The sequence below is a fragment of the Variovorax sp. W1I1 genome (assembly GCF_030815625.1).
GTDB classification, from domain to species: Bacteria; Pseudomonadota; Gammaproteobacteria; order Burkholderiales; family Burkholderiaceae_C; genus Variovorax; species Variovorax paradoxus_C.
The window spans coordinates 393,604-418,295 of the sequence record NZ_JAUSWZ010000001.1; the positions used below are offsets into that span (position 1 = coordinate 393,604).

The 24,692-nt window shown below is 67.1% G+C and carries 28 protein-coding genes; 17 read left to right on the plus strand and 11 right to left on the minus strand.

Annotated features, from left to right (window positions below; translation table 11 throughout):
• Positions 1-31: 31 nt before the first annotated feature.
• From QFZ83_RS01880 to QFZ83_RS01900, 5 genes are read right to left on the minus strand one after another with little or no spacing between them, the layout of a single operon-like run.
• Positions 32-1,783 carry an acyl-CoA dehydrogenase family protein gene (locus QFZ83_RS01880; RefSeq protein WP_307501951.1) on the minus strand — a complete coding sequence of 584 codons (1,752 nt, stop codon included), beginning with the start codon at positions 1,781-1,783 and terminating at the stop codon, positions 32-34.
• Positions 1,784-1,791: 8 nt separating this feature from the next.
• On the minus strand, positions 1,792-2,784 hold the full coding sequence (locus tag QFZ83_RS01885) for a Bug family tripartite tricarboxylate transporter substrate binding protein (protein ID WP_307501953.1): 993 nt from the start codon (positions 2,782-2,784) through the stop codon (positions 1,792-1,794).
• A 34-nt stretch (positions 2,785-2,818) separates the two neighbouring features.
• Complete coding sequence (locus QFZ83_RS01890) at positions 2,819-3,583, minus strand: SDR family NAD(P)-dependent oxidoreductase (RefSeq protein WP_307501956.1); 765 nt, start codon at positions 3,581-3,583, stop codon at positions 2,819-2,821.
• A gap of 22 nt (positions 3,584-3,605) precedes the next feature.
• Positions 3,606-5,459, minus strand: a complete 1,854-nt coding sequence (locus tag QFZ83_RS01895) for a feruloyl-CoA synthase (protein WP_307501959.1) — start codon at positions 5,457-5,459, stop codon at positions 3,606-3,608.
• Positions 5,456-6,229 (minus strand): crotonase/enoyl-CoA hydratase family protein, encoded by a 774-nt coding sequence (locus QFZ83_RS01900; RefSeq protein ID WP_307501961.1) that lies wholly within the window; start codon positions 6,227-6,229, stop codon positions 5,456-5,458. The genes QFZ83_RS01895 and QFZ83_RS01900 overlap by 4 nt, the downstream gene beginning before the upstream one ends.
• Before the next feature lie 104 nt (positions 6,230-6,333).
• Here QFZ83_RS01900 and QFZ83_RS01905 point away from each other — a divergent pair, with 104 nt between their 5' ends.
• Complete coding sequence (locus QFZ83_RS01905; protein WP_013543432.1) at positions 6,334-7,200, plus strand: 4-hydroxyphenyl-beta-ketoacyl-CoA hydrolase; 867 nt, start codon at positions 6,334-6,336, stop codon at positions 7,198-7,200.
• A gap of 15 nt (positions 7,201-7,215) precedes the next feature.
• On the opposite strand, the gene kefC is transcribed toward QFZ83_RS01905, so the two are convergent.
• Together kefC and QFZ83_RS01915 are read right to left on the minus strand one after the other, a co-directional pair.
• Positions 7,216-9,066 (minus strand): glutathione-regulated potassium-efflux system protein KefC, encoded by a 1,851-nt coding sequence (gene kefC, locus QFZ83_RS01910; protein ID WP_307501964.1) that lies wholly within the window; start codon positions 9,064-9,066, stop codon positions 7,216-7,218.
• 2 nt (positions 9,067-9,068) lie between these two features.
• Complete coding sequence (locus tag QFZ83_RS01915; RefSeq protein ID WP_307501967.1) at positions 9,069-9,827, minus strand: NAD(P)H-dependent oxidoreductase; 759 nt, start codon at positions 9,825-9,827, stop codon at positions 9,069-9,071.
• Between the two features lie 93 nt (positions 9,828-9,920).
• Here QFZ83_RS01915 and QFZ83_RS01920 point away from each other — a divergent pair, with 93 nt between their 5' ends.
• Positions 9,921-10,538, plus strand: a complete 618-nt coding sequence (locus QFZ83_RS01920) for a ParA family protein (RefSeq protein WP_307501970.1) — start codon at positions 9,921-9,923, stop codon at positions 10,536-10,538.
• 67 nt (positions 10,539-10,605) lie between these two features.
• Positions 10,606-11,076 carry a MaoC family dehydratase gene (locus tag QFZ83_RS01925; protein ID WP_307501973.1) on the plus strand — a complete coding sequence of 157 codons (471 nt, stop codon included), beginning with the start codon at positions 10,606-10,608 and terminating at the stop codon, positions 11,074-11,076.
• Positions 11,077-11,092: 16 nt separating this feature from the next.
• Here the strand turns inward: QFZ83_RS01925 and QFZ83_RS01930 are convergent, their stop codons facing one another.
• From QFZ83_RS01930 to QFZ83_RS01940, 3 genes are all read right to left on the minus strand, one after another.
• Positions 11,093-11,386 carry a hypothetical protein gene (locus QFZ83_RS01930; protein WP_013543427.1) on the minus strand — a complete coding sequence of 98 codons (294 nt, stop codon included), beginning with the start codon at positions 11,384-11,386 and terminating at the stop codon, positions 11,093-11,095.
• 135 nt (positions 11,387-11,521) lie between these two features.
• Positions 11,522-11,983 carry a tRNA (uridine(34)/cytosine(34)/5-carboxymethylaminomethyluridine(34)-2'-O)-methyltransferase TrmL gene (gene trmL / locus QFZ83_RS01935; RefSeq protein ID WP_307501976.1) on the minus strand — a complete coding sequence of 154 codons (462 nt, stop codon included), beginning with the start codon at positions 11,981-11,983 and terminating at the stop codon, positions 11,522-11,524.
• A gap of 31 nt (positions 11,984-12,014) precedes the next feature.
• On the minus strand, positions 12,015-12,731 hold the full coding sequence (locus tag QFZ83_RS01940; RefSeq protein WP_306882734.1) for a ComF family protein: 717 nt from the start codon (positions 12,729-12,731) through the stop codon (positions 12,015-12,017).
• A 23-nt stretch (positions 12,732-12,754) separates the two neighbouring features.
• Here QFZ83_RS01940 and QFZ83_RS01945 point away from each other — a divergent pair, with 23 nt between their 5' ends.
• The 8 genes from QFZ83_RS01945 to QFZ83_RS01980 all read left to right on the plus strand — a co-directional run bounded on the left by QFZ83_RS01945 (position 12,755) and on the right by QFZ83_RS01980 (position 19,207).
• On the plus strand, positions 12,755-13,669 hold the full coding sequence (locus QFZ83_RS01945; RefSeq protein ID WP_307501978.1) for a biotin synthase: 915 nt from the start codon (positions 12,755-12,757) through the stop codon (positions 13,667-13,669).
• Positions 13,670-13,857: 188 nt separating this feature from the next.
• The gene (locus tag QFZ83_RS01950; RefSeq protein WP_013543423.1) at positions 13,858-14,334 is read left to right on the plus strand and encodes a DUF2244 domain-containing protein; all 477 of its coding nucleotides are present in this window, start codon (positions 13,858-13,860) and stop codon (positions 14,332-14,334) included.
• 61 nt (positions 14,335-14,395) lie between these two features.
• Positions 14,396-15,574: a cytochrome c oxidase subunit II gene (gene coxB, locus QFZ83_RS01955; protein ID WP_307501981.1), complete on the plus strand. Its 1,179-nt coding sequence runs from the start codon at positions 14,396-14,398 to the stop codon at positions 15,572-15,574.
• A gap of 49 nt (positions 15,575-15,623) precedes the next feature.
• On the plus strand, positions 15,624-17,264 hold the full coding sequence (ctaD, locus tag QFZ83_RS01960; protein WP_013543421.1) for a cytochrome c oxidase subunit I: 1,641 nt from the start codon (positions 15,624-15,626) through the stop codon (positions 17,262-17,264).
• 13 nt (positions 17,265-17,277) lie between these two features.
• A complete protein-coding gene (locus tag QFZ83_RS01965) occupies positions 17,278-17,394 on the plus strand; it encodes a cytochrome oxidase small assembly protein (RefSeq protein WP_013543420.1) in 117 nt (38 codons plus the stop codon).
• A gap of 29 nt (positions 17,395-17,423) precedes the next feature.
• Positions 17,424-18,050: a cytochrome c oxidase assembly protein gene (locus QFZ83_RS01970; RefSeq protein WP_198784941.1), complete on the plus strand. Its 627-nt coding sequence runs from the start codon at positions 17,424-17,426 to the stop codon at positions 18,048-18,050.
• A complete protein-coding gene (locus QFZ83_RS01975; protein ID WP_307501983.1) occupies positions 18,050-18,265 on the plus strand; it encodes a DUF2970 domain-containing protein in 216 nt (71 codons plus the stop codon). The genes QFZ83_RS01970 and QFZ83_RS01975 overlap by 1 nt, the downstream gene beginning before the upstream one ends.
• Positions 18,266-18,325: 60 nt before the next feature.
• Positions 18,326-19,207, plus strand: coding sequence for a cytochrome c oxidase subunit 3 (locus QFZ83_RS01980; protein WP_306882738.1), 882 nt, complete (start codon positions 18,326-18,328; stop codon positions 19,205-19,207).
• Between the two features lie 77 nt (positions 19,208-19,284).
• On the opposite strand, the gene QFZ83_RS01985 is transcribed toward QFZ83_RS01980, so the two are convergent.
• Positions 19,285-19,515, minus strand: coding sequence for a twin transmembrane helix small protein (locus QFZ83_RS01985; protein ID WP_013543416.1), 231 nt, complete (start codon positions 19,513-19,515; stop codon positions 19,285-19,287).
• 27 nt (positions 19,516-19,542) lie between these two features.
• On the opposite strand from QFZ83_RS01985, the gene QFZ83_RS01990 reads away from it, so the two are divergent.
• The 6 genes from QFZ83_RS01990 to QFZ83_RS02015 are packed head-to-tail and all read left to right on the plus strand — an operon-like array spanning position 19,543 to position 24,672.
• Entirely contained in the window at positions 19,543-20,385 is an 843-nt protein-coding gene (locus QFZ83_RS01990) for an SURF1 family protein (protein ID WP_307501985.1), read from the plus strand.
• Positions 20,369-21,052 (plus strand): hypothetical protein, encoded by a 684-nt coding sequence (locus QFZ83_RS01995; RefSeq protein ID WP_307501988.1) that lies wholly within the window; start codon positions 20,369-20,371, stop codon positions 21,050-21,052. Before QFZ83_RS01990 ends, QFZ83_RS01995 begins: the two co-directional genes overlap by 17 nt.
• A gap of 7 nt (positions 21,053-21,059) precedes the next feature.
• Positions 21,060-22,289, plus strand: coding sequence for a heme A synthase (locus QFZ83_RS02000; protein WP_307501992.1), 1,230 nt, complete (start codon positions 21,060-21,062; stop codon positions 22,287-22,289).
• Positions 22,286-23,191 carry a heme o synthase gene (gene cyoE, locus QFZ83_RS02005; protein WP_307501996.1) on the plus strand — a complete coding sequence of 302 codons (906 nt, stop codon included), beginning with the start codon at positions 22,286-22,288 and terminating at the stop codon, positions 23,189-23,191. Before QFZ83_RS02000 ends, cyoE begins: the two co-directional genes overlap by 4 nt.
• A gap of 19 nt (positions 23,192-23,210) precedes the next feature.
• The gene (locus tag QFZ83_RS02010; protein ID WP_307502000.1) at positions 23,211-23,816 is read left to right on the plus strand and encodes an SCO family protein; all 606 of its coding nucleotides are present in this window, start codon (positions 23,211-23,213) and stop codon (positions 23,814-23,816) included.
• A 13-nt stretch (positions 23,817-23,829) separates the two neighbouring features.
• On the plus strand, positions 23,830-24,672 hold the full coding sequence (locus QFZ83_RS02015) for a DNA alkylation repair protein (RefSeq protein WP_307502001.1): 843 nt from the start codon (positions 23,830-23,832) through the stop codon (positions 24,670-24,672).
• Positions 24,673-24,692: the final 20 nt, after the last annotated feature.

The window sequence follows — 24,692 nt, forward strand, 5'->3', positions numbered from 1 at the left end:
GAGCGTAACCGGCCGTGGCGGCGCCGGGAATCTACCGCGCGACACCTTCCGCTGCCGCCGCTGCGTGCGAAAGGGCGATGCCTTCGCAGGCGCGCTTGACGATGCCCAGCCGCATCTCGAACTCTGGCAGCACCCAGCGGCGGAAAGCCGCAGCCGCACGTGCCCTGCCGGCGTCGTCGGTGCTGCCGGTGGCCTCGATGCGCGCCCAGGCCCAGGCCATCATCGTGAGCATCACCACCCTGAGGTAATCGTCGGCCACTTCGTATGGCAGCATGGGGTTGGCATGCGCGGACATCGCGATGGTCGTGCCGAGATACCGCAGTTGCGCAAGCCGGCGCTGCACATCGGCGTCGGCCTCGCGCGAGGCGTCGAGCGTGTCGCGCAGTTCGAGCAGCACGGCCGACATCGCGGTGCCGCCATCGGGCAGCACCTTGCGCACCAGGAGGTCGATGGCCTGGATCTCGTTGGTGCCCTCGTAGATCATCGTCACGCGCGCGTCGCGCACCACTTGCTCGATGCCCCACTCGCGCACATAGCCGTGGCCGCCGAACACCTGCAGGCATTCGCTCGCGCCGTGAAAGGCCTGGTGCGTGCAGGCCGCCTTGAGCACCGGCGTGACCAGCGAGCACCAGCGCTGCGCGCGCTCGCGGGCCTTGGGGTCGGCATCGTGCGCGGCCACGTCGAGCATCAGCGCGCTGCGGTAGGCCAGCGTGCGCGCGCCGTCGATCCAGGCGCGCTGCGTGTCGAGGATGCGGCGGATGGCGGGGTGCTCGGCGATCAAGTCGGCCGGCTCCGCGCCGCGGCTTGCTGGCACTGCGCCGGGTGCGCGCATCTGGCGGCGCTCGGCCGCGTAGGCGTCGGCCTTCTGCCAGGCGGCGTCGAGCAGGCCGATGCCTTGCAGTGCTACATGCAGTCGCGCCGAATTCATCATCACGAACATCGCGGCAAGGCCGCGGCCCGCTTCGCCGACCAGCCAGCCGGCGGCATCGTCGAAGCGCATCGAGCAGGTCGGGCTGCCATGCAGGCCCATCTTTTCCTCGATGCGTTCGCAGTGCACCGCGTTGCGCGCGCCATCGGGCAGCAGCTTGGGCACGAGCACCAGCGACAGACCCTTCGGCCCGGCCGGTGCATCCGGCAACCGGCACAGCACCAGGTGAACGATGTTCGGCGTCAGGTCGTGCTCGCCGCCCGAGATGAAGATCTTGCTGCCGCTCACCCGAAAGCTGCCGTCGCCCTGCGGCACGGCGCGCGTACGCACCTGGCCGAGATCGCTGCCCGCGTGCGATTCGGTCAGGCACATGGTGGCGAGCCATTCGCCGGTCGCAATCTTCTGCAGATAACGGGCCTTCAGTTCGTTGCTGCCATGGTGCTTGAGGCAAGCGTAGGCGCCGTGCAGCAAGCCCGGCGCCATCGTGAGGCCGTGGTTCGCGGCGCTGAGCCATTCGTAGAGCACGGCTTCGAGCACCGAGGGCAGGCCCTGGCCGCCGTCTTCCGTCGCGGCGGAGAGCGCGGGCCAGCCGCCATCGACGAACGCTTGGTATGCCACGCAAAAACCCGGCGGTGAGACGACCTCGCCCTTGTCGAAGCGGCAGCCGATTTCATCGCCTTCGCGATTGATCGGCGCCACGACATCGCCGACGAAGCGCGCGGCTTCGTCGAGCACCTGCGATTGCAGCGCCTCGTCGACCTCCGCGAAGGGCGCGAGCGCCTGCAGCCGCGCAGGCGCATCGAGCACCGCGTTCAGGAGAAAGCGGACGTCTTCGGGGCGGGGCCGGTAATCCATCGGATGCTTCAGGACTCGGCGGTGAAGCCGATCTTTTTGACCAGCGGACCCCAGCGTTCGTACTCCGCCTGCAGCGACTTCTTCATCTCTTCGGGCGAGGAACCATGCGCGATCAGCCCGACCGACAGCAGGCCATCGGCCACGGCCTTGTCCTTGAGCGCGGCCTGGATCGCGGTGCTCGCGGCGCTGACGACGGGCGCTGGCGTCTTTGCTGGCGCGAAGAAGCCGAACCATTCGTCGGCCACGATCTCCGGGAAGCCCTGTTCGGTGAAGGTAGGCACATCGGGCAGGTAGGCCGGACGTTGCGCACCCGAGGTGGCGAGCACGCGCAGCTTGCCGGCCTTGGCGAAGGGCAGGCAGTCGCCCGCCGGCGTCACGCACGAGGCGATCTGGCCGCCCACCACGTCGTTGATGCCGGGCAGCGAGCCGCGGTAGGGCACGTGGCGCAGGTCGGCGCCGGTGCTCAGGCCCAGCAGCGCGCCCAGGAAGTGCGGCGTGGAGCCCGCGCCCGGCGAGCCGTAACTGGCCTGGCCGGGGTTGGCCTTGGCCCAGGCGATGTAGTCCTTCAGCGTCTTCACGCTGGCCGGCACCATCGGGCCGACAGCGAGGCCGTGCGTCATCACGGCGCCGATGGAAATCGGCGCGAAGTCCGGAATGGCGTAGGCCAGCTTGGTGTAGATGTGCGGATAGATCGACAGCGCCGAGGCCTGCGCGAGGCACAGCACCGAGCCGTCGGCCGGCGAGGTCTTGAGCGTGTCGAGCGCAATGCGTCCGCCCGCGCCGGGCTTGTTCTCGACCACCGGGTTCGTTTGGGTGAAGGGCGTGTTGCCCACCTTGTCGGCCACGCGGCGCGCCACGCTGTCGCCGGCGCTTCCGGCCGGGAAGCCGTAGTAGATCTTCACCTGCTGCTGCACCAGTTGGGCGAGTGCGGCGAGGGGATGCAGGGCGCCGATGGCGGCTGTGCCGCCAAGCATGTTCACGAACTGACGTCGGTTGGTCATGGTTTGTCTCCGGTTTTTGCTGCTGGGGCTGGAATCAGCGCGGCGCCATGCGCAGGGCGCCATCGAGGCGAATCACTTCGCCGTTGAGGTGGCCGTTCGTCACGATGTGGCAGGCCAGTTCGGCGAATTCCGAAGGCTTGCCCAGGCGCGGCGGGAACGGGATCGATGCGGCCAGCGAGTGCTGCACGGCTTCGGGCAGCTCCAGCAGCAGCGGTGTGGCGAAGAGGCCGGGCGCCACGGTGCACACGCGGATGGCGTGCTGCGCGAGGTCGCGCGCCATCGGCAGCGTCATGCCGACGAGGCCGCCCTTGGAGGCGCTGTAGGCCTGCTGGCCGACCTGCCCGTCGAAGGCTGCGACGGAAGCGGTGAAGAGCATCACGCCCTTCTCGCCGTTGTCGAGCGCGTCGAGCTTGGCGCAGCGTGCCGCGAAGAGGCGCGCCATGTTGTAGCCGCCGATGAGGTTGATGTTGACCACGCGCACGAAGTCTTCGAGCGGTGCCGGGTTGCCGTCCTTGCCGACGATGCGCTTGGCGCTGCCGATGCCGGCGACGTTCATCAGAATGCGCGCGGGGCCATGCGCGGCCGCGGCCTTGTCGAGTGCGGCGGTGACGCTGTCGGTGTCGGTGATGTCGCAGGCGCAGGCGATGCCGCCGATTTCCGCGGCGACCTTTTCTGCGAGCTCGGCGTTGCGGTCCAGCACGGCGACCTTGGCGCCCAGGCGCGCGAGTTCTCGCGCAGTGGCTTCGCCCAGGCCCGATGCGCCGCCGGTGACGAGGGCGGCTTGTTCTTCGATCTTCATGTGTGTTGTCTCCTGGAAGAAATTAGCGGGGCGTCAGCGTGAAGGGCAGCGTGCCCGCATGCATCGCGTCGGCGAGCGCGGCGCGGTGCTTGAGCACGGCGCGCTGGTTGATCGAGCCCTTGTCGGTCACTTCGCCCTTGTCGATGGAGGGCGGCTCGGCCATCAGGTGCAGGCGCGCGATGCGGTTCGCGCTGCCGGTGCCCATGCCGGCCAGGTCGTTCGCCACTTGCTGAAAGTGCGCCTGGACCGGTGCGCTTTCGAGCACCTGCTGCATCGTGGCGTCGGCACCCAGACCCGCGAGCTGCCGCACCTTCTGCGTCGGGAAGATCAGCGCGCCGACTTCCTTCAGGTTGATGCCGGTCAGCACCGCGTCCTGCACGTAGGGCGCGCCGGCCGCGATGATCTTCGCGCGCAGCGGGCCCACGCTCACGAAGGTGCCGGTGGCGAGCTTGAAGTCTTCGGCGATGCGGCCATCGAAGCGCAGGCCGCGGTGGATGTTCGCGTCGTCGATCCACTTCACCGCGTCGCCGGTGGAGAAGAAGCCTTCTTCGTCGAAGGCTTCGGCCGTGGCATCGGGCGCGCGCCAATAGCCCGGCGTGATGTTGGGGCCGCGGTAACGCACCTCGGTCTTGCCGTCGACCTCGATCAGCTTGATCTCGATGCCGGCCGCGGGCAGGCCGATGTCGCCTGACTTCACTTCGGGCCCGGTGACGTAGAGCGCGAACGGGCCCGACTCGGTCATGCCGAGGCCCGTGCCCATCACGATGCGCTCGCCAACCTCGGCCTCCTGCGTCTTATGCAGGCTGTCCCAGATCGGCTGCGAGAGCGCCGCGCCCGAGTAGAAGAACATCTTCACGCGCGACAGCAGGTTGCGGCGCAGCACCGCGTCGGTTTCCATGGCGTTCGCGATCGCCTCGAAGCCGGTCGGCACATTGAAGTAGATGGTGGGCGCGACCTCGCGCAGGTTGCGCAGCGTCTCGGCCATGCCCGCGGGCGTGGGCTTGCCGTCGTCGATGTACAGCGTGCCGCCGTTGTCCAGCACGATGCCTACGTTGTGATTGCCGCCGAAGGTGTGGTTCCAGGGGAGCCAGTCGACGAGCACCGGCGGCTCGTCGCCCAGCGCGGGAATCGACTGGCGCAGCTGCTGCTGGTTGGCGCACCACATGCGGTGGGTGTTGATCACCGCCTTGGGCATCTTGGTCGAGCCCGAGGTGAAGAGGAACTTGGTGATGGTGTCGGGGCCGGTCGCGCGCATCGCCGCGTCGATGGCGGGCGTGGCCGGCGTGGACGCGAGCATGTCGAAGCGCGTGGTGGCGCGGCCCGGAATCTGGCCGCTGGCGAGCACGACCTCGGTGCCGGCCGGCACCGCCGCCTCGATGGCGCGGCCGTAGCGTTCGGCATCGGCGGCAAACACGAGGCCCGGCGTGAGCGTGTCCAGCACGTGGCGCAGCTTCTCGAAGTCTTGGCTCACCAGCGAATAGGGCGGCGACACGGGGCAATACGGAACGCCCGCGTAGAGGCAGCCGAGCGCGAGCAGCGCGTGCTCGATGCCGTTCTCGCTGAGGATCGCGACCGGGCGCTCGGCATCGAGGCCGCGGTCGAGCAACGCCTGTCCGATGCTGCGCGCTTCCTGCAGGGCCTGCGCGTAGGAAACACGCAGCCAGTCGCCGGTGCTGCCGTCGGCCAGCCGCTCGCGGCGGGCGATGAAGGTGCGGTCGGGTGCGTGTTCGGCCCAATGCGCGAGGCGGTCGGTCATGCGCTCGCGATAAGCCTCGAGCTGTGTCTCGGCCTGCAGGTACTGCGTGCCCGGCGCGCCGTCGCGCAGCACCGCGCGGGTCACGCCGAAAGCGAGCGGGCGATAACGGATGGCGGTCATCCCTTGCTCACTTTCGCGGCACGGCCTTCGAGGAAATCGCGCACGCGCTCCTTCGCTTCGGGCGCGGCCTGCACGATGCCGGACATCAGCGCCTCGGTGAAGAAGCCGTGGTCGGCCGACTGTTCGGCGATGCGCGGCAGCGCGTGCATCAGCGCGTAGTTGGTGAGCGGCGCGTTGGTGGCGATGCGCTTGGCGAGCTCGAAGGCCTTGTCGAATGCCGTGCCTTCGTCGACCAGGTACTGCGCGAAGTTGGCGCGCTCGCCGTCTTCGGCGTTGTAGACGCGGCCGGTCATCATCATGTCGGTCATGCGCGCCACGCCGATCAGCTTGGGGATGCGCACCGAGCCGCCGCCGCCCACGAAGATGCCGCGCGAACCTTCGGGCAGCGCGTAGAAGGTGGAGCGGTCGGCCACGCGGATGTGGCAGGCGCTTGCCAGTTCGAGCCCGCCGCCGACCACCGCGCCGTGCAGCGCCGCGACCACCGGCACCGGGCCGTGCTGGATGAGGTCGAGCGCGGCGTGCCACAGGCGCGAGTGCTGCATGCCCTGGCCGGCGTCGCGCTCTTTCAGTTCAGAGAGGTCGAGGCCGGCGCAGAAGTGCGGGCCCTCGCCATCGAGCACTGCAGCGCGTACGCTGGAGGGCAGTTGCTCGAAGGTGTCGCGCAACGCGAGGATCAGGCCGTCCGACAGCGCATTGCGCTTGGCGCCGCGCGCGAGGCGAACGATGGCGACGTCGTCGCGAATGTCGAGTTGGAGGTCGGGATTGGTCATGATCGGGTTTGAGTGTGAGTCGAATTATGGTTATGATAAATAATCAACTCAAGGCATTTGAATGCCTCGGATCCTAGGGATTTACCCGCATCGGAGACAACGACATGGACCACCGGAACCTGATCGCCATCGACATCCACACCCACGCCGAAGTGAGCTGCTGGAATCCGTTCGACAACTACGGCGAGGAATACGACCGCGCCGCCGACAAGTACTTCGGTTCCAGCGGCCGCCCGACCATCGCCGAGAGCGTGGCGTACTACCGTGAAAGAAAGATCGGGCTGGTGATGTTCATGGTCGATGCCGAGTCGAACATGGGCCGGCGCCGCATTCCGAACGAGGAAATCGCCGAGCACGCGAAAAACAACAGCGACATGATGATTGCCTTCGGCAGCGTCGATCCGCACAAGGGAAAGATGGGCGCGCGCGAGGCCCGCCGGCTCATCGAGGAACACGGCGTGAAGGGCTTCAAGTTCCATCCGACGGTGCAGGGCTACCACCCCTACGACAAGATGGCATGGCCGATCTACGAGGTGATTGCCGAGTACGGCCTGCCGGCCATCTTCCACACCGGCCACAGCGGTATCGGCTCGGGCATGCGCTGCGGCGGAGGCCTTCGGCTGGAGTACAGCAACCCGATGCACCTGGACGACGTGGCCATCGACTTCCCCGACATGCAGATCGTCATGGCCCATCCCAGCTTCCCCTGGCAGGACGAGGCGCTGAGCGTGGCGACGCACAAGCCCAACGTGTGGATCGATCTCTCGGGCTGGAGCCCGAAGTACTTTCCGAAGCAGCTCGTGCAGTACGCGAACACGCTGCTGAAGGACCGCATCCTGTTCGGCAGCGACTACCCGCTGATCACGCCCGACCGCTGGATGAAGGACTTCGAGGCGGCCGGGTTCAAGCCGGAGGTGATGCCGGGGATATTGAAGGGCAACGCCGTCCGGCTGCTGAAACTCGAAGGCTGACGACAGGAGGGCGGGCTACGAATCCGCCTCTTCCTTCTCGTCGATCCGGTCCCAGTCGCGCCCCGAGCGGCGCTGCCGCTCCTCGCGCTCGCGCGCCATCTGTTCCTCGAACTGCTGGCGGCCCGCCTTGTTGGCCGCGATCAGCTTGGCGCGGTCCTTGTAGTGCGGATAGATCTCGTCGCTGAGCTTGATGTTCCGGCGGCGAAACCGCATCGTCGACTCGCGTGCCTCGTGCGCCGGCCAGCCCAGCGCTTCGAGCGTGGCGCGGGCGCTGCGCAGCGACGACTCGAACACCTCGCGCTCCACGTCCGTCACGCCGCGGTCACGCAGTTGGAAGAGATGCGTCACGTTGCGGGCCCGCGCAATGATCCGGGCCTGCGGGAAGTTCTCCTTCACGAGGTCGACGATTTCCAGCGACTGCTCGATGTCGTCCACCGCCACCACGATGGCCTTGGCCGATCCCGCGCCGGCGGTGCGCAGCAGGTCGAGCCGCGTCGCGTCGCCATAGAACACCCGAAAGCCGAACTGGCGCAGGCCCTCGACGGTGTCGGCGTCGTGGTCCAGCACCGTCACGCGCAGGCCCTGCGACATCAGCATGCGCCCGACGATCTGGCCGTAGCGGCCGAAGCCGCAGATCAGCACCTTGGCGTCCTGCTGCTCGGAAATTTCCTCCAGCTGCGGGCCGGTGTTGCGGCTGTAGCGCGGCAGCACGAACTTGTCGAGCAGCACCAGGAGAAGCGGCGACAGCAGCATCGACAGCGCCACCGCGCCGATCAGGAGCGATGTGATCTCGGGCGGCAGCACGTCCGGCCCCGCTGCTTGGAACACCACGAACGCGAACTCGCCGCCCTGCGCGAGCAGCAGCGTGAACACCGGCCGCTCCTGGTAGGCCAGGCCCATCGCCTTGGCGAGTGCGTAGATCACGACCAGCTTGATGACCATGAAACCGAACACCAGCGCGGCCATGAGCCAGGGGCTCGCGATCAGCACGCCGAAGTTGATCGACATGCCCACGGCGATGAAGAAAAGGCCGAGCAGCAATCCCTTGAAGGGCTCGATGTCGGTCTCGAGTTCGCGCCGGTATTCGCTTTCGGCCAGCAGCACGCCGGCGAGGAAGGCGCCGAGCGCCATCGACAGGCCCACCAGCTGCATCAGCGCCGCGATGGCCACCACGAGCAGCAGCGCCGCGGCGGTGAAGATCTCGGGCGTGTTGCTGCGGGCAATCCAGCGCAAGAGGGGGCGCAGCAGCAACCGGCCGCCGAGGATGATGCCGGCGATCACGCCGACGATCTTCAGCGCCTCGAGCGCGCGGTCCAGCCCGCTGAGCGAATGCTCGGCGGCGGTGGCACCGGCCAGCAGCGGCAGCAGCGCGAGGATCGGAATGGCCGCCACGTCCTGGAACAGAAGGATCGAGAAGCCGGCTTGGCCGCTCGGCGTTTTCAGCAGGTTGCGTTCGCCGAACACCTGCAGCGCGATGGCGGTGGAAGAGAGCGCGAGGCCCAGCGATGCCACCAGCGACACACGCCATTCAGCCCCGAGCGCGCAGCCCACGGCGAAGAGCACCGCGGCGCAGCTCAGCACCTGCGCCGCACCCCAACCGAAGATGGGCCGGCGCAGGTTCCACAGGCGCTTGGGTTCGAGTTCAAGGCCCACGAGAAACAGCATCAGCACCACGCCGAACTCGGCGAAATGCAGCACGTCTTCGACGCTGGACACGAGGCCGAGGCCCCACGGGCCGATCGCGATGCCGGCCACGAGGTAGCCGATGATCGAGCCGAGCCCGAGGAACTTCGACAGCGGAACCACCAGCACGGCGGCGCCCAGGTAGATCAGGCTGCTGGTCAGCCAGGCGGGTGCGTGTTCCATGCTCAGGCCGTGCCTTCCCGGTTGCCGTCGTTGTTCCGGGCTTCGTTGGCGGCGGGTATGGAGGCGATGCTTCGCGTCATCGCGGAGTGGAAGGTGCTGGACACCACCTGGCCCATGTCGTCCGATTCGGCCGGGCGGTCGGCTTCGGGCACGGGGCAGGCGATGCAGGCGTCGATCTCCTCGATCTCGGGCCAGTCGGGGTAGCTGCCGAGCCGCTGGGCGTAGGTCTCGACATGCGCAGTCACTTCGGCCTCGTCGGCGCTGCGCGCGCCGTAGAAGATGAGCGGCGGCAAGAAGCGCATGCCGCAGAGCGCGGCGGTCTGCTCGTAGGGCGGCAGGAAGGCGTCGAAGAAATATCGGTGGTAGTTCTGGGGGTGGTAGCTCGACTCGGGGCTGCCGGTGGTCGCGACCAGCCAGAAGTCCTTGCCCTGCAGCGCGGTGCCGCCAGGGCCGTAGGCCCAGCCGTAGCTGAGGACGTCGTCGACCCAGAGCTTCTGCAGCGCCGGCATCGAATACCACTGGATCGGGTGCACCAGCACGACGAGGCGGGCCTTCGCGAGCCGGGCCTGCTCGGCCTCGACGTCGATGGCGAAGTCGGGGTAGCTGCCGTAGAGATCGCAGACCTCCACCCCCGGCACCGCGCGTGCGGCGGCGAGCATGCGGCGGTTGACGCGCGAATCGCGCCAGTGCGGATGGGCCGCGATCACGTAGATGCCGCCGGATTCGCCGGCGGGGTTTCCCGAAGATGTTGTTGTCGTCATGCCGCGAACATAGCGCAACCGGAGGCGATTCACCGCCCCCAAAAGGGCGAGGCACTACGATGCGGCCCTGATCCAGCTCTGGAGGAGATTCCCATGCCGGTGGTCCTGGTCGCCAACCCCAAGGGTGGCGTTGGCAAGTCGACGATCGCGACGAACATCGCGGGTTACTTTGCGAGCCGCGGCCATGCCGTGATGCTGGGCGACGTGGATCGCCAGCAGTCCTCGCGGCTCTGGCTGGGCCTGCGCCCGCCGATGGCCCGGCCGATTTCCACCTGGGAAGCCTCCGGCGACAGCACCGTGGTGCGCCCGCCGCGCGGCACCACGCACGCGGTGCTCGACACGCCCGCCGGCCTGCACGGTTGGCGCTTCAAGGAAGTGCTGGCGCTGGCCGACCGCGTGATCGTGCCGCTGCAGCCGAGCATCTTCGACATCTACGCGACGCGCGATTTCCTCGATCGATTGATGGAGCAGCGCCGCGCCGAAAAAACCAAGATCGGCCTCGTGGGCATGCGCGTGAACGCCCGCACCCTGGCGGCCGACCGGCTCAACGAATTCATCGCCGGACTCGGCGTGCCCGTGCTGGGCGAGCTGCGCGACACGCAGAACTACGTGCAGCTCGCAGCGCGCGGGCTCACGCTGTTCGACATCGCACCGGGCCGCGTGCAGCGCGATCTGGAGCAGTGGCAGCCGATCTGCGAATGGCTGGACTGAGCCCCCGGTTTTCCCTAGGTCCGGTTGTCGCAAGTCCGACAGCCACACCCGCACCCTCGGCACCAGAATGCCCCGCATGACCAAAAAGACATTCCAGACCCTTCAGGATATCTCCGCCTGCGTCGGCCAGGAAGTCGCCGTGAGCGACTGGATCACCATCACGCAGGAGCAGGTCAACCAGTTCGCCGAGGCGACGGGCGACCACCAGTGGATCCATGTCGATGTCGAGCGGGCCAAGGCCGGCCCCTTCGGCGCGCCGATTGCCCACGGCTTCCTGACGCTGTCGCTGCTGCCGAAATTCTTCGAGGCGGCGATCGATGTGGTCGAGTCGCGCATGGGCGTGAACTACGGCATGAACCGGGTGCGCTTCATGTCGCCGGTGCCGGTAGGCAAGCGGCTGCGCGCGCGCATGAAGCTGCTGAGCTCGGAGCCGATTGCCGACGATGGTTTCCAGATGACCTGGGAAACCACCATCGAGCTCGAAGGCGCCGCCAAGCCGGCGTGCGTGGCCGAGTCGGTGGCGCGCCGATACCGCTGAAACAGCGGCTTTTTGCTTACATCCGGCGGTCGGTCACTTCGCCGTAGGTGGCTGCGCCCTGGCGCGTGATGCCGAGGGCGCTGGCGCGGACCGCGGCGCGGTCGGTGTTGCCGTTGGTCTGCTGGGCCACGCCGGTGCCGCCGTTGCCGATCTTCAGCGGCTGGCGAGCCTGGGCCTGCACCTCGGCGCGCGACAGCGTCGACTGAAAGGGCGCGGGCGGCAGCGGGTTCTGTTCGCCCTGGAAGGCCTGGGCACCGGTGCTGAGGGCGAGCGTGGCGAAGGTCGCGAGGGCAATCGACTTGGCATTCATGATGGAACTCCTTGAGGCAAAGCGTTGAGGGACTCGATGCAGGAGCGAGAGGCAGTGACTGCTGCTTTTTTCGCGCCGGCATGTCATCCATACGCTCCGCCGCGCCGACCGGATGCGCCCTTGCTGCCCGAAGGGTCAGTTGAATCCGTTTTGCCGCCAGGCTTCGAACACCGTCACCGCCACCGCATTCGAGAGGTTCAGGCTGCGCTGCCCTTCGCGCATCGGCAGCCGAAGGCGCTGCGGTTCGGCGAAGCCGTCGCGCACCGCGGGTGGCAGGCCGCTGGTCTCGGAGCCGAACACCAGCCAGTCGCCCGGCTGGAAGCGCACGTCGTGCACGGCGCGCGTGCCGCGGGTGGTGAGGGCGAACATGCGGTCGGCGGCGGGGCTTTCCGCATCGATCAGCGTCTGCCAGTCGGCATGGCGCTTCACCTCGGCGTACTCGTGATAGTCGAGCCCGGCGCGGCGCAGCAGGCGGTCGTCCATCGAGAAGCCGAGCGGCTCGACCAGGTGCAGCGTGCAGCCGGTGTTGGCCGCGAGCCGGATCACGTTGCCGGTGTTCGGCGGAATTTCGGGGTGGACCAGGACGATATGGAACATGCGCCGATTGTCGGCGGCGCGCGTCGACCGGTCAGCGCGGTGGATCGGTCCGGGCCAGCACGACTGCGGTGATGTGCATCGCGCCGGCCAGCCGGAGCACTCCGGCCGCTGCGAACAGCGACGCGCCGCTGGTCATCACATCGTCGACCAGCACGATGCGCTTTTCCCGCAGCCGGTCCGCGCGCAACGGCTCCACGGCGAAGGCGCCGCGCAGGTTGCGCAGGCGCTCGGCGCGCGAGAGTCCGCTCTGCGCGGGGGTTTCGCGGGTGCGCAGCAACAGCGTCGCGTCGGTCTTGGCCGGCGCCATGCGGCGCGCGAGCTCGAGGGACTGATTGAAGCCGCGTTCGCGCAGGCGGCCGGGCGCGAGCGGCATCGGCAGCACGATATCGCACTGCTCCAGCGCGGGCTCCACCCAGGGTGCGCTGCGCAGCAAGGTCGCGAACGGGCCGGCCCAGCCGGCGTCGCCGTGAAACTTGAAACGGGCGATGGCATCGGGCCAGGGCCATGCGTAGGTGCAGGCCGCGAGGCAGGCGTCCAGCGGCGGCGGGTGCAGCACGCAGTCGCCGCACCGGGCCACGCCCTCCGGCACCGGCAGCGCGCAGCCGCCGCAACGCGCGGCCGGCGGGGCGAAGCGCGAGACGCAGGCGTCGCACACCGGTTGAGAGGGCCAGGCGCGGCAGACCTCGCACTGGCTGGGCAGCCGCGCGAGCAGGGAGGTGAAAGGCCTCAGGGCCCGGTGGCTGAACATGGTCTCAATATACTCACGGCCCCATGGCCACCGACCCCGCAAGAAGACCGCCGACCATCGACCCCACGGCGGCCGCACGCTGGCGTCGACTGGCGCCCGCCGAGGGCTCTCCATGGCTGCACGAGGAAATCGGCCGCCGCATGGAAGACCGGCTGCAATGGATCAAGGCCCAACCCCGCACCTGGGCCGACTGGGCGCCGCTCAGAGGCGGCCTCGAGGCGCATGAACTCGTGGCGCGCCGCTACCGCGATGCCGCTTCCTATGTGATCGAACCCGAGGCGGCCCTGGCCGGCAAGACCGGCGAGGCGCTCGCCGCGCCCTGGTGGAGCGCACGCCGCTGGCAGGGCGGCAAGGCCCGCTTCGATGCGCCGCCCGAAGACGGCGTCGACCTGCTCTGGGCCAACATGTCGCTGCACATGGCGGCCGACCCCGAGGCGCTGATCTCGCAGTGGCACAAGCTGGTCGCGACCGACGGCTTCCTGATGTTCTCGTGCCTCGGCCCCGACACCGTGCGCGAGCTGCGCGCACTGCACGCCCGCCTCGGCTGGCCCGCGGCCGGCCACGAATACACCGACATGCACGACTGGGGCGACATGCTGGTGCACGCCGGCTTCGCCGAGCCGGTGATGGACATGGAGCGCATCGTGCTCACCTGGGCCACGCCCGAGGCCGCGCTGGCCGAACTGCGCACGTTGGGCCGCAACCTGCACCCGGGGCGCTTCCCGGCGCTGCGCGGCAAGGCCTGGCACAAGGCGCTGAAAGGCGCGCTGCCCGAACTGGCGCCGGCCGAGGGCGGCAACGGCCACATCGCGCTGACCTTCGAGGTCATCTACGGCCATGCCTTCAAGCCGAAGCCGCGCGTGTCGCTGTCGGCCGAAAGCGCGGTGTCGCTGCGCGAAATGCGCTCGATGCTGCAACGAGGTCGACCCGGCGCGTGATTGCCTAGTAGTAGTGACCCGTAGGCGTCCCACAGGGCCTGCGAGCGCCGGTATCTACCCGCTACAATCCGCCGTTGCGTGAAACTCGCGGGTATTGTCCCGCGATCGAGGGGCTGTCGGATCCCGTTTGTACGAGGGCGTACGAGGGGTTTGGCGACCATCGACGCACCGATTTGCTGAACTCGCCCGTGTCGAATTCCGTGTTTCGTTTTGCCACCGTTTCAGGCCAGAGCATCCACTGGTTCCTGAAGCGGAATTGCTCGGTGACCCCGAGCCAGCTGGGCTGGCTCTACGCGTCGCTGTGCGTGGTATCGCTCGGTATCGGCACGGTGTTCTGGCTGCACGGTGCGCCGCTGGTTCTGCCATTCGCCTGGCTCGAACTCGCCGCGGTGGGTTTCGCATTCATGCTGTACGCGCGGCATGCGACCGATGGAGAACGGATCGCATTGCAGGGCGGCCGGCTGGTCGTGGAGCTCGAGGACGGTGGGCACTACGAACGCACTGAATTTCTTCCGCACGAGGTGCGGATCGAACCGCAGACCAGCGATCGCTCGCTGATCGAGGTCTCGGGGCAGGGGCAATCAGTCAGGGTGGGGCGCTATGTACGCCCGGAGTTGCGTGCAGCACTGGCGCGCGAGATTCGCATGGCGTTGCGTGGCGCTTGAAGCGGCTTGCGCAGCGCTGCACGGTTGGGTTTGTCGAAAAAATTGAAGAAACGTGAACACGATGAAGAGCATTTGGCGCAATAAGTACAGGCCGGCGAATCTGTTGCTGGCGGCCGGCGCGGCTTTCAGCAGCGCGGCGCACGCAGTCAACGATCTGCCCGGCGGCCCTTCGGTTCGCCAGTTGAATCTTCCGGTCGGTGTGACCAAGATCGCGCAGGAGCAGCATCTGCTCCACACGATCATGATGATTCTGTGCACGGTCATCTTCGTCGCCGTGTTCGCGGTCATGTTCTATTCGATCTGGAAGCACCGCAAGTCGGTGGGCCACAAGGCCGCCAACTTCCATGAATCGGTGGTGGTCGAGGTCATCTGGACCATCGTTCCCTTCCTCATCGTGATCGTGATGGCGCTGCCCGCCACCAAGGTGCTGGTGGCCCAGAAGGACACCACCAACGCCGACCTCACGATCAAGACCACCGGCTACCAGTGGAAGTGGGGCTACGACTATCTGAACGGCGAAGGCGAGGGCCTTGCCTTCATCTCCACGCTGGACAGCTCGCAGCGCGCAATGTCCGACGCAGGCGCCAAGGGCGCGATGCCCGACGACTACCTGCTCAAGGTCGACAACCCGCTGGTGGTGCCGGTCAACAAGAAGGTCCGCATCATCACCACCGCCAACGACGTGATCCACGCGTTCGCCGTGCCGCAGCTGGGCTTGAAGCAGGACGCGATTCCCGGCTTCGTGCGCGACACCTGGTTCCGCGCCGAGAAGGTAGGCGACTACTACGGCCAGTGCCAGGAACTGTGCGGCAAGGAACACGCCTACATGCCGATCCACGTGAAGGTGGTCTCGGCAGGCGACTACACGACGTGGGTTGCCGCCAAGCGCAAGGAAGCCGCCGCCAAGCTCGACGATCCGACCAAGGTCTGGGCGCTGCCCGAGATGCTGGTGCGCGGCGAGAAGGTCTACGCCGCCAACTGCGCCGCCTGCCACCAGGCCAACGGCAAGGGCGCGGGCCCGATCAAGCCGCTCGACGGCTCTGCCAAGGTGACCGATGCCGACCACAAGGTGCAGCTCACGGTGCTGCTCAACGGCCAAAACAACGGCGCGATGCCTTCCTGGAAACAGCTGAGCGACACCGACCTCGCGGCCGTGGCCACCTACACCAAGAACAGCTGGTCGAACAAGACGGGCCAGCTGGTGCAGCCGGCCGAAGTGCTGGCCCTGCGCGGCAAGTGACACGCCAGCAGCAGCGCCCCGCGAAGAAGAAATTGCAAGGAACAACGAAATGAGTGCAGTCCTCGACCCCCACGGTCACGCCCACGGCGACCACGCACACGACGGCCACGACGAGCATCACGCGGCACCCACCGGCTGGCGCCGCTGGGTGTTCGCGACCAACCACAAGGACATCGGCACGCTCTACCTGCTGTTCAGCTTCACGATGCTGATGGTGGGCGGCATCCTGGCCCTCCTGATCCGCGCCGAACTGTTCCAGCCCGGCCTGCAACTGGTGAACCCCGAACTCTTCAACCAGTTCACTACCATGCACGGCCTGATCATGGTGTTCGGCGCCATCATGCCGGCGTTCGTTGGCTTCGCGAACTGGATGATCCCGCTGCAGGTGGGCGCCTCCGACATGGCGTTCGCGCGCATGAACAACTTCAGCTTCTGGCTGCTGATTCCCGCGGCGCTGATGCTGGTGGGTTCGTTCTTCATGCCCGGCGGCGCACCCGCCGCAGGCTGGACGCTTTACGCGCCCCTCACGCTTCAGATGGGCCCCTCGATGGACGCCGGCATCTTCGCGATGCACATCATGGGCGCCTCGTCGATCATGGGCTCGATCAACATCATCGTGACCATCCTGAACATGCGCGCCCCCGGCATGACGCTGATGAAGATGCCAATGTTCTGCTGGACCTGGCTCATCACCGCCTACCTGCTGATCGCCGTGATGCCCGTGCTCGCAGGCGCCATCACGATGACGCTGACCGACCGCCACTTCGGCACCAGCTTCTTCAACCCCGCCGGCGGCGGCGACCCGGTGATGTACCAGCACATCTTCTGGTTCTTCGGCCACCCCGAGGTCTACATCATGATCTTGCCGGCCTTCGGCATCATCAGCCAGGTGGTGCCGGCCTTCGCCCGCAAGAAGCTCTTCGGCTACGCCTCCATGGTGTACGCCACCTCGTCGATCGCCATCCTGTCGTTCATCGTGTGGGCCCACCACATGTTCACGACCGGCATGCCGCTCACCGGCCAGCTGTTCTTCATGTACGCGACCATGCTGATCGCGGTACCCACGGCCGTGAAGATCTTCAACTGGATCGCCACGATGTGGCAGGGCTCGATGACCTTCGAGACGCCCATGCTGTTCGCGGTCGGCTTCATCTTCGTGTTCACGATGGGCGGCTTCACCGGCCTGATCCTCGCGGTCGCGCCGATCGACACGCAGCTGCAGGACACGTATTACGTGGTGGCCCACTTCCACTACGTGCTGGTAGCCGGCTCGCTGTTCGCCATGTTCTCGGGCTTCTACTACTGGGTGCCCAAGTGGACCGGCGTGATGTACAACGAAACGCGCGGCAAGGTGCACTTCTGGTGGTCGCTGATTTCGTTCAACGTGACCTTCTTCCCGATGCACTTCCTGGGCCTGGCCGGCATGCCGCGGCGCTACGCCGACTACCCGATGCAGTTCGCCGACTTCAACGCGCTCGCGTCGGTCGGTGCCTTCTTCTTCGGCTTCGCGCAGGTGTACTTCTTCCTCTTCGTCGTGCTGCCGACCATGCGCGGCAAGGGCGAGAAGGCTTCGCAGAAGCCGTGGGAAGCGGCTGAAGGCCTCGAATGGGAAGTGCCGTCGCCGGCCCCGTTCCACACCTTCGAGAACCCGCCCAAGCTCGACGCGACCGCCACCAAGGTGATCGGCTGATCGACCGCACGAAATGACGACGCCTGAGCAAAGAAGGAACAACCGTCGCATGGGGCTCACGCTGGCCTCCATCGCGGTGATCTTCTTCATCGGCTTCATCGTGCGCATGGTTTTCTTCAGCGGTCGCTGACCGCTGGCCAACGAACCGGAGCAGCACGCATGAGTCTCGGCCAACGCATCCGCCGCGCCAATGTCCGCATGGTGGGCAAGCTCGCCGTCGTGACCTGCGGCATGTTCGCCTTCGGCTATGCGCTGGTGCCCATGTACCGCGCGATCTGCGAGATGACCGGCATCAACATCCTCGCGCTCTCCGAGCTCGAGGTGCCGGGCGGTGCGAGCGGAGGCAAGAACGTGCGCGTGCCCGACAACACGCAGGTCGACATGACCCGCACGATCAAGGTCGAGTTCGACTCCAACGTGCGCGGCGGCCTTTGGGACTTCAAGCCCGCCGAGCGGACCATCGAGGTGCATCCGGGCCAGCTCAACACGGTGATGTACGAGTTCCAGAATGTGCAGAACCGCCGCATGGCCGCGCAGGCGATTCCGAGCTACGCGCCGCAGCAGGCGGCACCGTACTTCAACAAGCTCGAGTGCTTCTGCTTCAACCAGTACACGCTCGATCCGGGCGAGAAGAAGCAGTGGCCGGTCGCGTTCGTGATCGACCCGAAGATCTCCAAGGACGTGAAGACCATCACGCTGTCGTACACCTTCTTCGAGGTGGGCGGCAAGACGCCGGCAGCGCCGGTGGCCGCAGTCACAAGCACCGCCAATGAGCCGCGCTCGTGATGACCGTTCCGCCATCGAACAAGCCGAAGGCCACGTTGTGGGACACGGTGAAGGCAGTAGGCTGGTCGTTCTTCGGCGTTCGCAAGAACAGCGCCTACCAGGAAGACCTCGGCAAGCTGAATCCGTTGCACATCATCGGGGTGGCATTCGCCCTGGTGATCGTCTTCGTCGTCGGGCTGGTGTTGCTGGTGCGGTATGTGGTTGCCACGGCCTGACGAACCCCACGACAAACAGAATCCATTGAATCGAGAGAAGAAAGAAAGCCAGGAGCTGATATGAGTTCAACCACCCACGGCACCACGCCCTACTACTTCGTGCCCGGACCCTCGGCCTATCCGGTCATGGCCGCGACCGGCCTGTTCTTCGTGATCCTCGGTGCGGCGCAATGGATCAATGGCCACGAGTGGGGCGCCTGGTCGCTCGCGGCCGGCATGGTCGGCTGGCTCGCCACGCTCTTCGTGTGGTTCCGTGCGGCCATCGGCGAAAGCGAGAGCGGGCAGTACGGCCACAAGATCGACCTCTCGTTCCGCTGGAGCATGAGCTGGTTCATCTTCTCGGAAGTGATGTTCTTCGGCGCCTTCTTCACCGCGCTGTGGTGGGCCCGCACCCATGCGCTGCCCACGCTGGGCAGCCTAGACAACGCGATCCTCTGGCCCGACTTCAAGGCCGTCTGGCCGAGCGTGGCCGCCGGTGCGACCGCTTCGCCGGCCGACATCGTCGAGCCGTTCCAGACCGTGGGTCCGTTCTGGCTCCCCACCATCAACACCGCGCTGCTGTTGAGTTCGGGCGTGACGCTCACCATCGCCCACCACGCGCTGCGTGCCGGCCATCGTGCGCAAACCATCCGCTTCATGTGGCTCACCGTGCTGCTGGGCATCGTCTTCCTGGGCGTGCAGGGCTACGAGTACCACCACCTGTACACCGAGCTGAACCTGAAGCTCAGCTCGGGCACCTACGGCTCGACCTTCTTCATGCTGACCGGCTTCCACGGCCTGCACGTGTTCATCGGCATGCTGATGCTGCTGTTCATCACGCTGCGCCTCCAGAAGGGCCACTTCACGCCCGAGCGCCACTTCGGCTTCGAAGGTGCCGCCTGGTACTGGCACTTCGTGGACGTGGTGTGGCTGGGTCTCTACATGCTGGTTTACTGGCTTTGAGCGAAGAGCCTCGCGTCATTCCAGAAAAAAGGCGCCGCAAGGCGCCTTTTTCATGGTTCTCCTGGAACGAGCACCATCTACTTGCCGAGCGGGAGCCCGGTGGGCTGGATGTAGCCGAGTTTCCAGGCGAGCAGCATGCAGAGGAACAAAAACACCGACAGGCCGATCCGAAAGGTGAGGGCGCGCGCCATGCCGCCACTCTTGGCGCGCCCGTTGCGCCCGTCCTTCAGCATGAAGTACAGCGCAAATCCGAGGCTCGCGAAGATCCCCAGGAACACCAGGGCGACGAAATATTTCATGACCCGCATTATCGGCCGCACGCCCCGTCCTCTCCAGTGATCCCTGAACCCCTGAACGCCGAAGCACCGCGCAGCCGCGGCCGCTTCTGGCTCGTCACCATCGCGGCCATCCTGACGCTGGCCGCCACCGTCTCGCTGGGCCGCTGGCAGCTCTCGCGCGCGGCGCAGAAAGAAGCGCTGCAGGCCAGCATCGATGCCGAAAAGCAAAAGCCCGCGCTCGACCAGGCCGAGTTCCTCGCACTTCCTCAGGCGAGCGATGCGCTGCACCGGCCGGTGCGCCTCCGCGGCCTCTGGCTCACGCCGCAGACGGTCTACCTGGACAACCGCCAGATGCACGGCGTGCCCGGCTTCTACGTGCTGACGCCGTTCGCGCTCGAAGGCACCGAGCAGACGGTGATGATCCAGCGCGGCTGGGTGCAGCGCAATTTCGTCGATCGCACGAAGCTCGGGGCGGTCGAGACGCCGGCCGGCATCGTCGAGGTCACGGGCCTGATCGAGCCGCCGCCGAGCCATCTGCTCGAGCTGGGCGCATCGGCCGCCGCGGCCGCCCCGGCGCCCGCTTCGGCGGCTTCCGCGCCCGCGCAGGCACCGGCCGCCGAGGGGTCTTCGGCCATCCGGCAAAATCTCGACCTGGAGGCGTTCCGTGCCGAAACCAAGCTGCCGCTGCGCACCGACGTGTCGCTGCAGCAGACCGGCCCGGCCTCCGAGGGCCTGCAGCGCGACTGGCCGGCCCCGGCGCTGGGGCTGGAGAGGCACTACGGTTACGCATTCCAGTGGTTCGGCCTCTCGGCCCTCGTCGTCATCCTCTATGTCTGGTTCCAATTCATCACCCCCTTCCGCCGCTCGCGGCGCCGCGCACGCGATGAGCGCCGCCTCTGACGAGCCGCTGGGCCTGACGGTGCACTCGATGCCGTCGCCCAACCAGGCGCTCGACGGCGCCGAGGGCCGGCGCACGGTCGTCGGACGCTGGAAGATGATCGCGGTGCTGCTGATGTGCGCCGCACCCGTCATCGCGTCGTACTTCACCTATTACGTGATCCGCCCCGAGGGCCGCAGCGTCTATGGCGAGCTGATCAACCCGCAGCGCGAATTGCCCCGGCTGACTGCCACTGACCGCAACGGCGCGCCGGTCGACGTCGCCACGCTCAAGGGCCAATGGCTGCTGGTGGCGGTGGCCGATGCGGCTTGCGACGCGCTGTGCGAGCAGCAGCTGTACCTGCAGCGGCAACTGCGCGAGAGCCTGGGCCGCGAGAAGGACCGCATGGACCGCGTCTGGCTCGTGAGCGATGCTGCGCCGATCCCTGAGCGCCTGAACAACGGCCTGCATGGCGCGACGGTGCTGCGCGTGCCGGCCGACCAACTGGCGAAGTGGCTCGCCCCCGTTTCCGGTCACACCCTCGCCGAGCATCTCTACGTGGTCGACCCGATGGGCAACTGGATGATGCGTTTCCCCGCGCGCATGGACGCCGCCGGTGCGAGCCGCGCCAAGCGCGACATCGATCGCCTGCTGCGCGCCTCGTCCTCGTGGGACGAACCCGGCCGCTGATTTGCCCATGACGGACACGAGCTCCCTTTACGACCTCGCACCGATCGCCTGGCTGATGGCGGCCGGCGTGCTGATCGCGCTCGGGCCGCTCGTCTGGGTGTGGCGCCGCAACGCGGGCCATGGCCCGGCGCGGCGGCTGCATGCGCTGACGGTGCTCACGCTGTTCCTCACCTTCGACCTCACGCTGTTCGGCGCCTTCACGCGCCTGACCGATTCGGGCCTCGGCTGTCCCGACTGGCCCGGTTGCTACGGCAACGCCAGCCCGGTCGGCGCGCGGCACGAGATCGCGATGGCGCAGTCGGCCCATCCGACCGGGCCGGTGACGCACAGCAAGGCGTGGGTGGAGATGGTTCATCGCTATCTGGCGACGGGTGTGGGCGTGCTGATTCTTGTCCTCGCAGTGGCAACGTGGATCGTTCGGCTGCGCCAGTCGTGGACGGGCGCTCCGCCCGTCGATGGCCGCGACCATGCGACGCTCAGTGCCGGATGGCCCACATTCACATTGGTCTGGGTCAGCCTGCAGGGCGCCTTCGGCGCAATGACCGTCACCTGGAAGCTCTTTCCCGCGATCGTCACCTTGCATCTGCTCGGCGCCATCGTGCTGCTTGCGTTGCTTTGCTTGCAGGCCGTTCACTACCGGCAGGCTGCTGCAGACCGCCTGCCCACGCCAGTATCCCCGGCCCTGCGCAACGGCCTCATCGCGACCACCGTCTTGCTCGTGCTGCAGATCGCGCTCGGCGGTTGGGTCAGCACCAACTACGCGGTGCTCGCCTGCACTCAGTTCCCGACTTGCCAGGGCAGCTGGTGGCCGCCGATGAATTTCGCGCAGGGCTTCGAGATCTGGCGCCACCTCGGTGTGACCGGCGATGGCCAGCCACTCGATTTCTCGGCGCTCACCGCGATCCACTACGCGCATCGGCTGATGGCCTACGCGGTCTTCGTCGCACTCGGCGTGCTCGCCTGGCGCCTGCGCCGCATCGACGCGCTACGCCCCCAGGCCCATTGGCTGGCGGGCCTCGCTTTGCTCCAACTCGCCACGGGTCTTGGCAACGTGCTGCTCGGCTGGCCGCTGGCCGCCGCCGTGCTCCACACCGGCGGTGCCGCGGCGCTGGCCGTGGTGCTGACCTGGGCCCTGTGCGAGAGTCGCCGTGAAGCCGCCGCGACCGCCACCGTTCGTGCCGACGACAATGCACGCGGTACCTCCACGACCCCCACCTCGAAGAAAGCCCCCGCGTGAGCACCCCGATCCCCGTTCAGCACACCAGCACCGCGAACGTGCTGCGCCAGTTCTACGCGCTGACCAAGCCGCGCGTGGTGCAGCTGATCGTGTTCTGCGCGCTGATCGGCATGGTGCTCGCCGTGCCCGGCTTGCCCTCGTGGTTCGACGTGCAGCGCGCCGTGCTCGCGTGCCTCGGCATCTGGCTGGTGGCCGGTGCGGCGGCGGCGTTCAACTGCCTGGTCGAGAAGGGCATCGACGCCAAGATGAAGCGCACCGCGTGGCGTCCCACGGCGCGCGGGCAGCTCAGCGACCTGCAGGCGCTGGTGTTCTCGGCGCTCCTGTGCGCGGCGGGTTCGGCGCTGCTGTGGTTCACCGTCAACCCGCTCACCATGTGGCTGACCTTCGCCACCTTCGTCGGCTATGCGGTGATCTACACCGTGATCCTCAAGCCGCTGACGCCGCAGAACATCGTGATCGGCGGTGCCTCGGGCGCGATGCCGCCGGTGCTGGGCTGGGCTGCGATGACGGGCGATGTCGGCCCGGAGGCGCTGATCCTCTTTCTCATCATCTTCCTGTGGACGCCGCCGCACTTCTGGGCGCTGGCGCTCTACCGCGTCGAGGACTACCGCAAGGCGGGGCTGCCGATGCTGCCGGTCACGCACGGCAACGAGTTCACGCGGCTGCAGGTGCTGCTCTATACCTTCATTCTTTTCGCGGCCTGCCTCATGCCCTTCATCTACGGCATGAGCGGCTGGCTGTACCTGGCGGTCGCCGTGGCCGTGAGCATCGGTTTCACGGGCTATGCGTTCGCGCTCTGGCGCAACTACTCCGACACGCTCGCGCGCAAGACCTTCCGCTTTTCGCTGATCCATTTGAGCGTGCTGTTCCTGGCGCTGCTCGTCGATCACTACCTCCATTGAATCGAACACCCCTCGTCCCATGAACAAGCGCAAGGCTCTCCAACTGATCGCCGGCAGCATGGCCGTGGCGGCACTGGGCGTAGGGCTCGCAGCTTGCAGCGAGACCAAGCAGAGCTTCAATGCAGTCGACATCACCGGTGCCGACTACGCCAAGGACTTCTCGCTGAAGGACGCTGACGGCAAGATCCGCACCATGGCCGACTTCAAGGGCAAGGTGGTCGTGCTGTTCTTCGGCTATGCCCAATGCCCCGACGTCTGCCCAACCACGATGACCGAGATGGCGCAGGTCAAGCAGCAGCTCGGCAAGGACGGCGACAAGCTGCAGGTGCTGTTCGTCACCGTCGATCCGGCGCGCGATACGGCCGAGGTGATGAAAGCCTACATGGGCGCGTTCGACCCGAACTTCGTCGCGCTGATCCCGACGCCCGACGAGCTCGTCGCAACGGCCAAGGACTTCAAGGTCTACTACAAGAAGGTCGACGGCAAGACGCCCACCAGCTATTCGATGGACCACTCGGCCGCGAGCTTCATCTACGACCCGCAGGGCCGGCTGCGGCTCTACGCGCGCTATGGTGCGGGCGTGCCGTCGATGGTGTCGGACCTGAAGACGCTGCTGGGTTCCTGAGGAGGGACGGCGCGTGGATGCCGCTGTCGCTGTTGTTGCGTCGGTCGATCACCTGAAGACGCGCAAAGGCGCCTTTCGTATCGCACTCATTCCGCCCGAGGTACTGCGGGCTCTCAACGACGGACTGCTCGAGACCGTCAATCTCAACGAATTCCTGGCGCTTGAACTGCCGCAGTTGGCGCGCAGCGTGGCAGGGCACGTCGGACTCGATGCAACAAGCGAACGTCTGGTGGACACCATCGCCATGCTCGGCGCCTTCAAGCCGATGCAGCGGCACACCCATATCGCCCGCGCGCTCTACGACCTGACGTCGCTGCACGCCGAGCGCGATGCCGTCGCGCACCGGCTGGCCACGCACGCGAGCGATGTGGCGCGCTGCTGGGCCGCGCAGTGGGTCACGCTCTCCGGATTGCCTTTGCCGGCGCAGCTCGAAGCGGTGCGCCGCTTCGCCGCCGACTCGCATTTCGGCGTGCGCGAGATCGCCTGGATGGCTGTGCGGGACGCGGTCATCGCGTCGCTGGACGAAGCGCTCGTGCTGCTGCAGCCTTGGGTGTTCGACGCCGATCCCAACATCCGCCGCTTCGCCAGCGAACTCACGCGTCCACGCGGCGTGTGGTGCGCGCAGATCGAGGCGCTCAAGGCCGAGCCCTGGCGCGCATTGCCGTTGATCGAGCCGCTGAGGGCAGACAGCAGTCGCTACGTGCAGAACTCGGTGGCGAACTGGCTCAATGATGCGAGCAAGACGCAAGGGGAGTGGGTCGAGAAGCTGTGCAAACGATGGGTCGCTGAATCGGACACCGATGCGACGCGGTATATCGCCAAGCGAGCCTTGCGGACGCTTTCCAAAGGCCCATGAAAAAGCCCGGCACTGCCGGG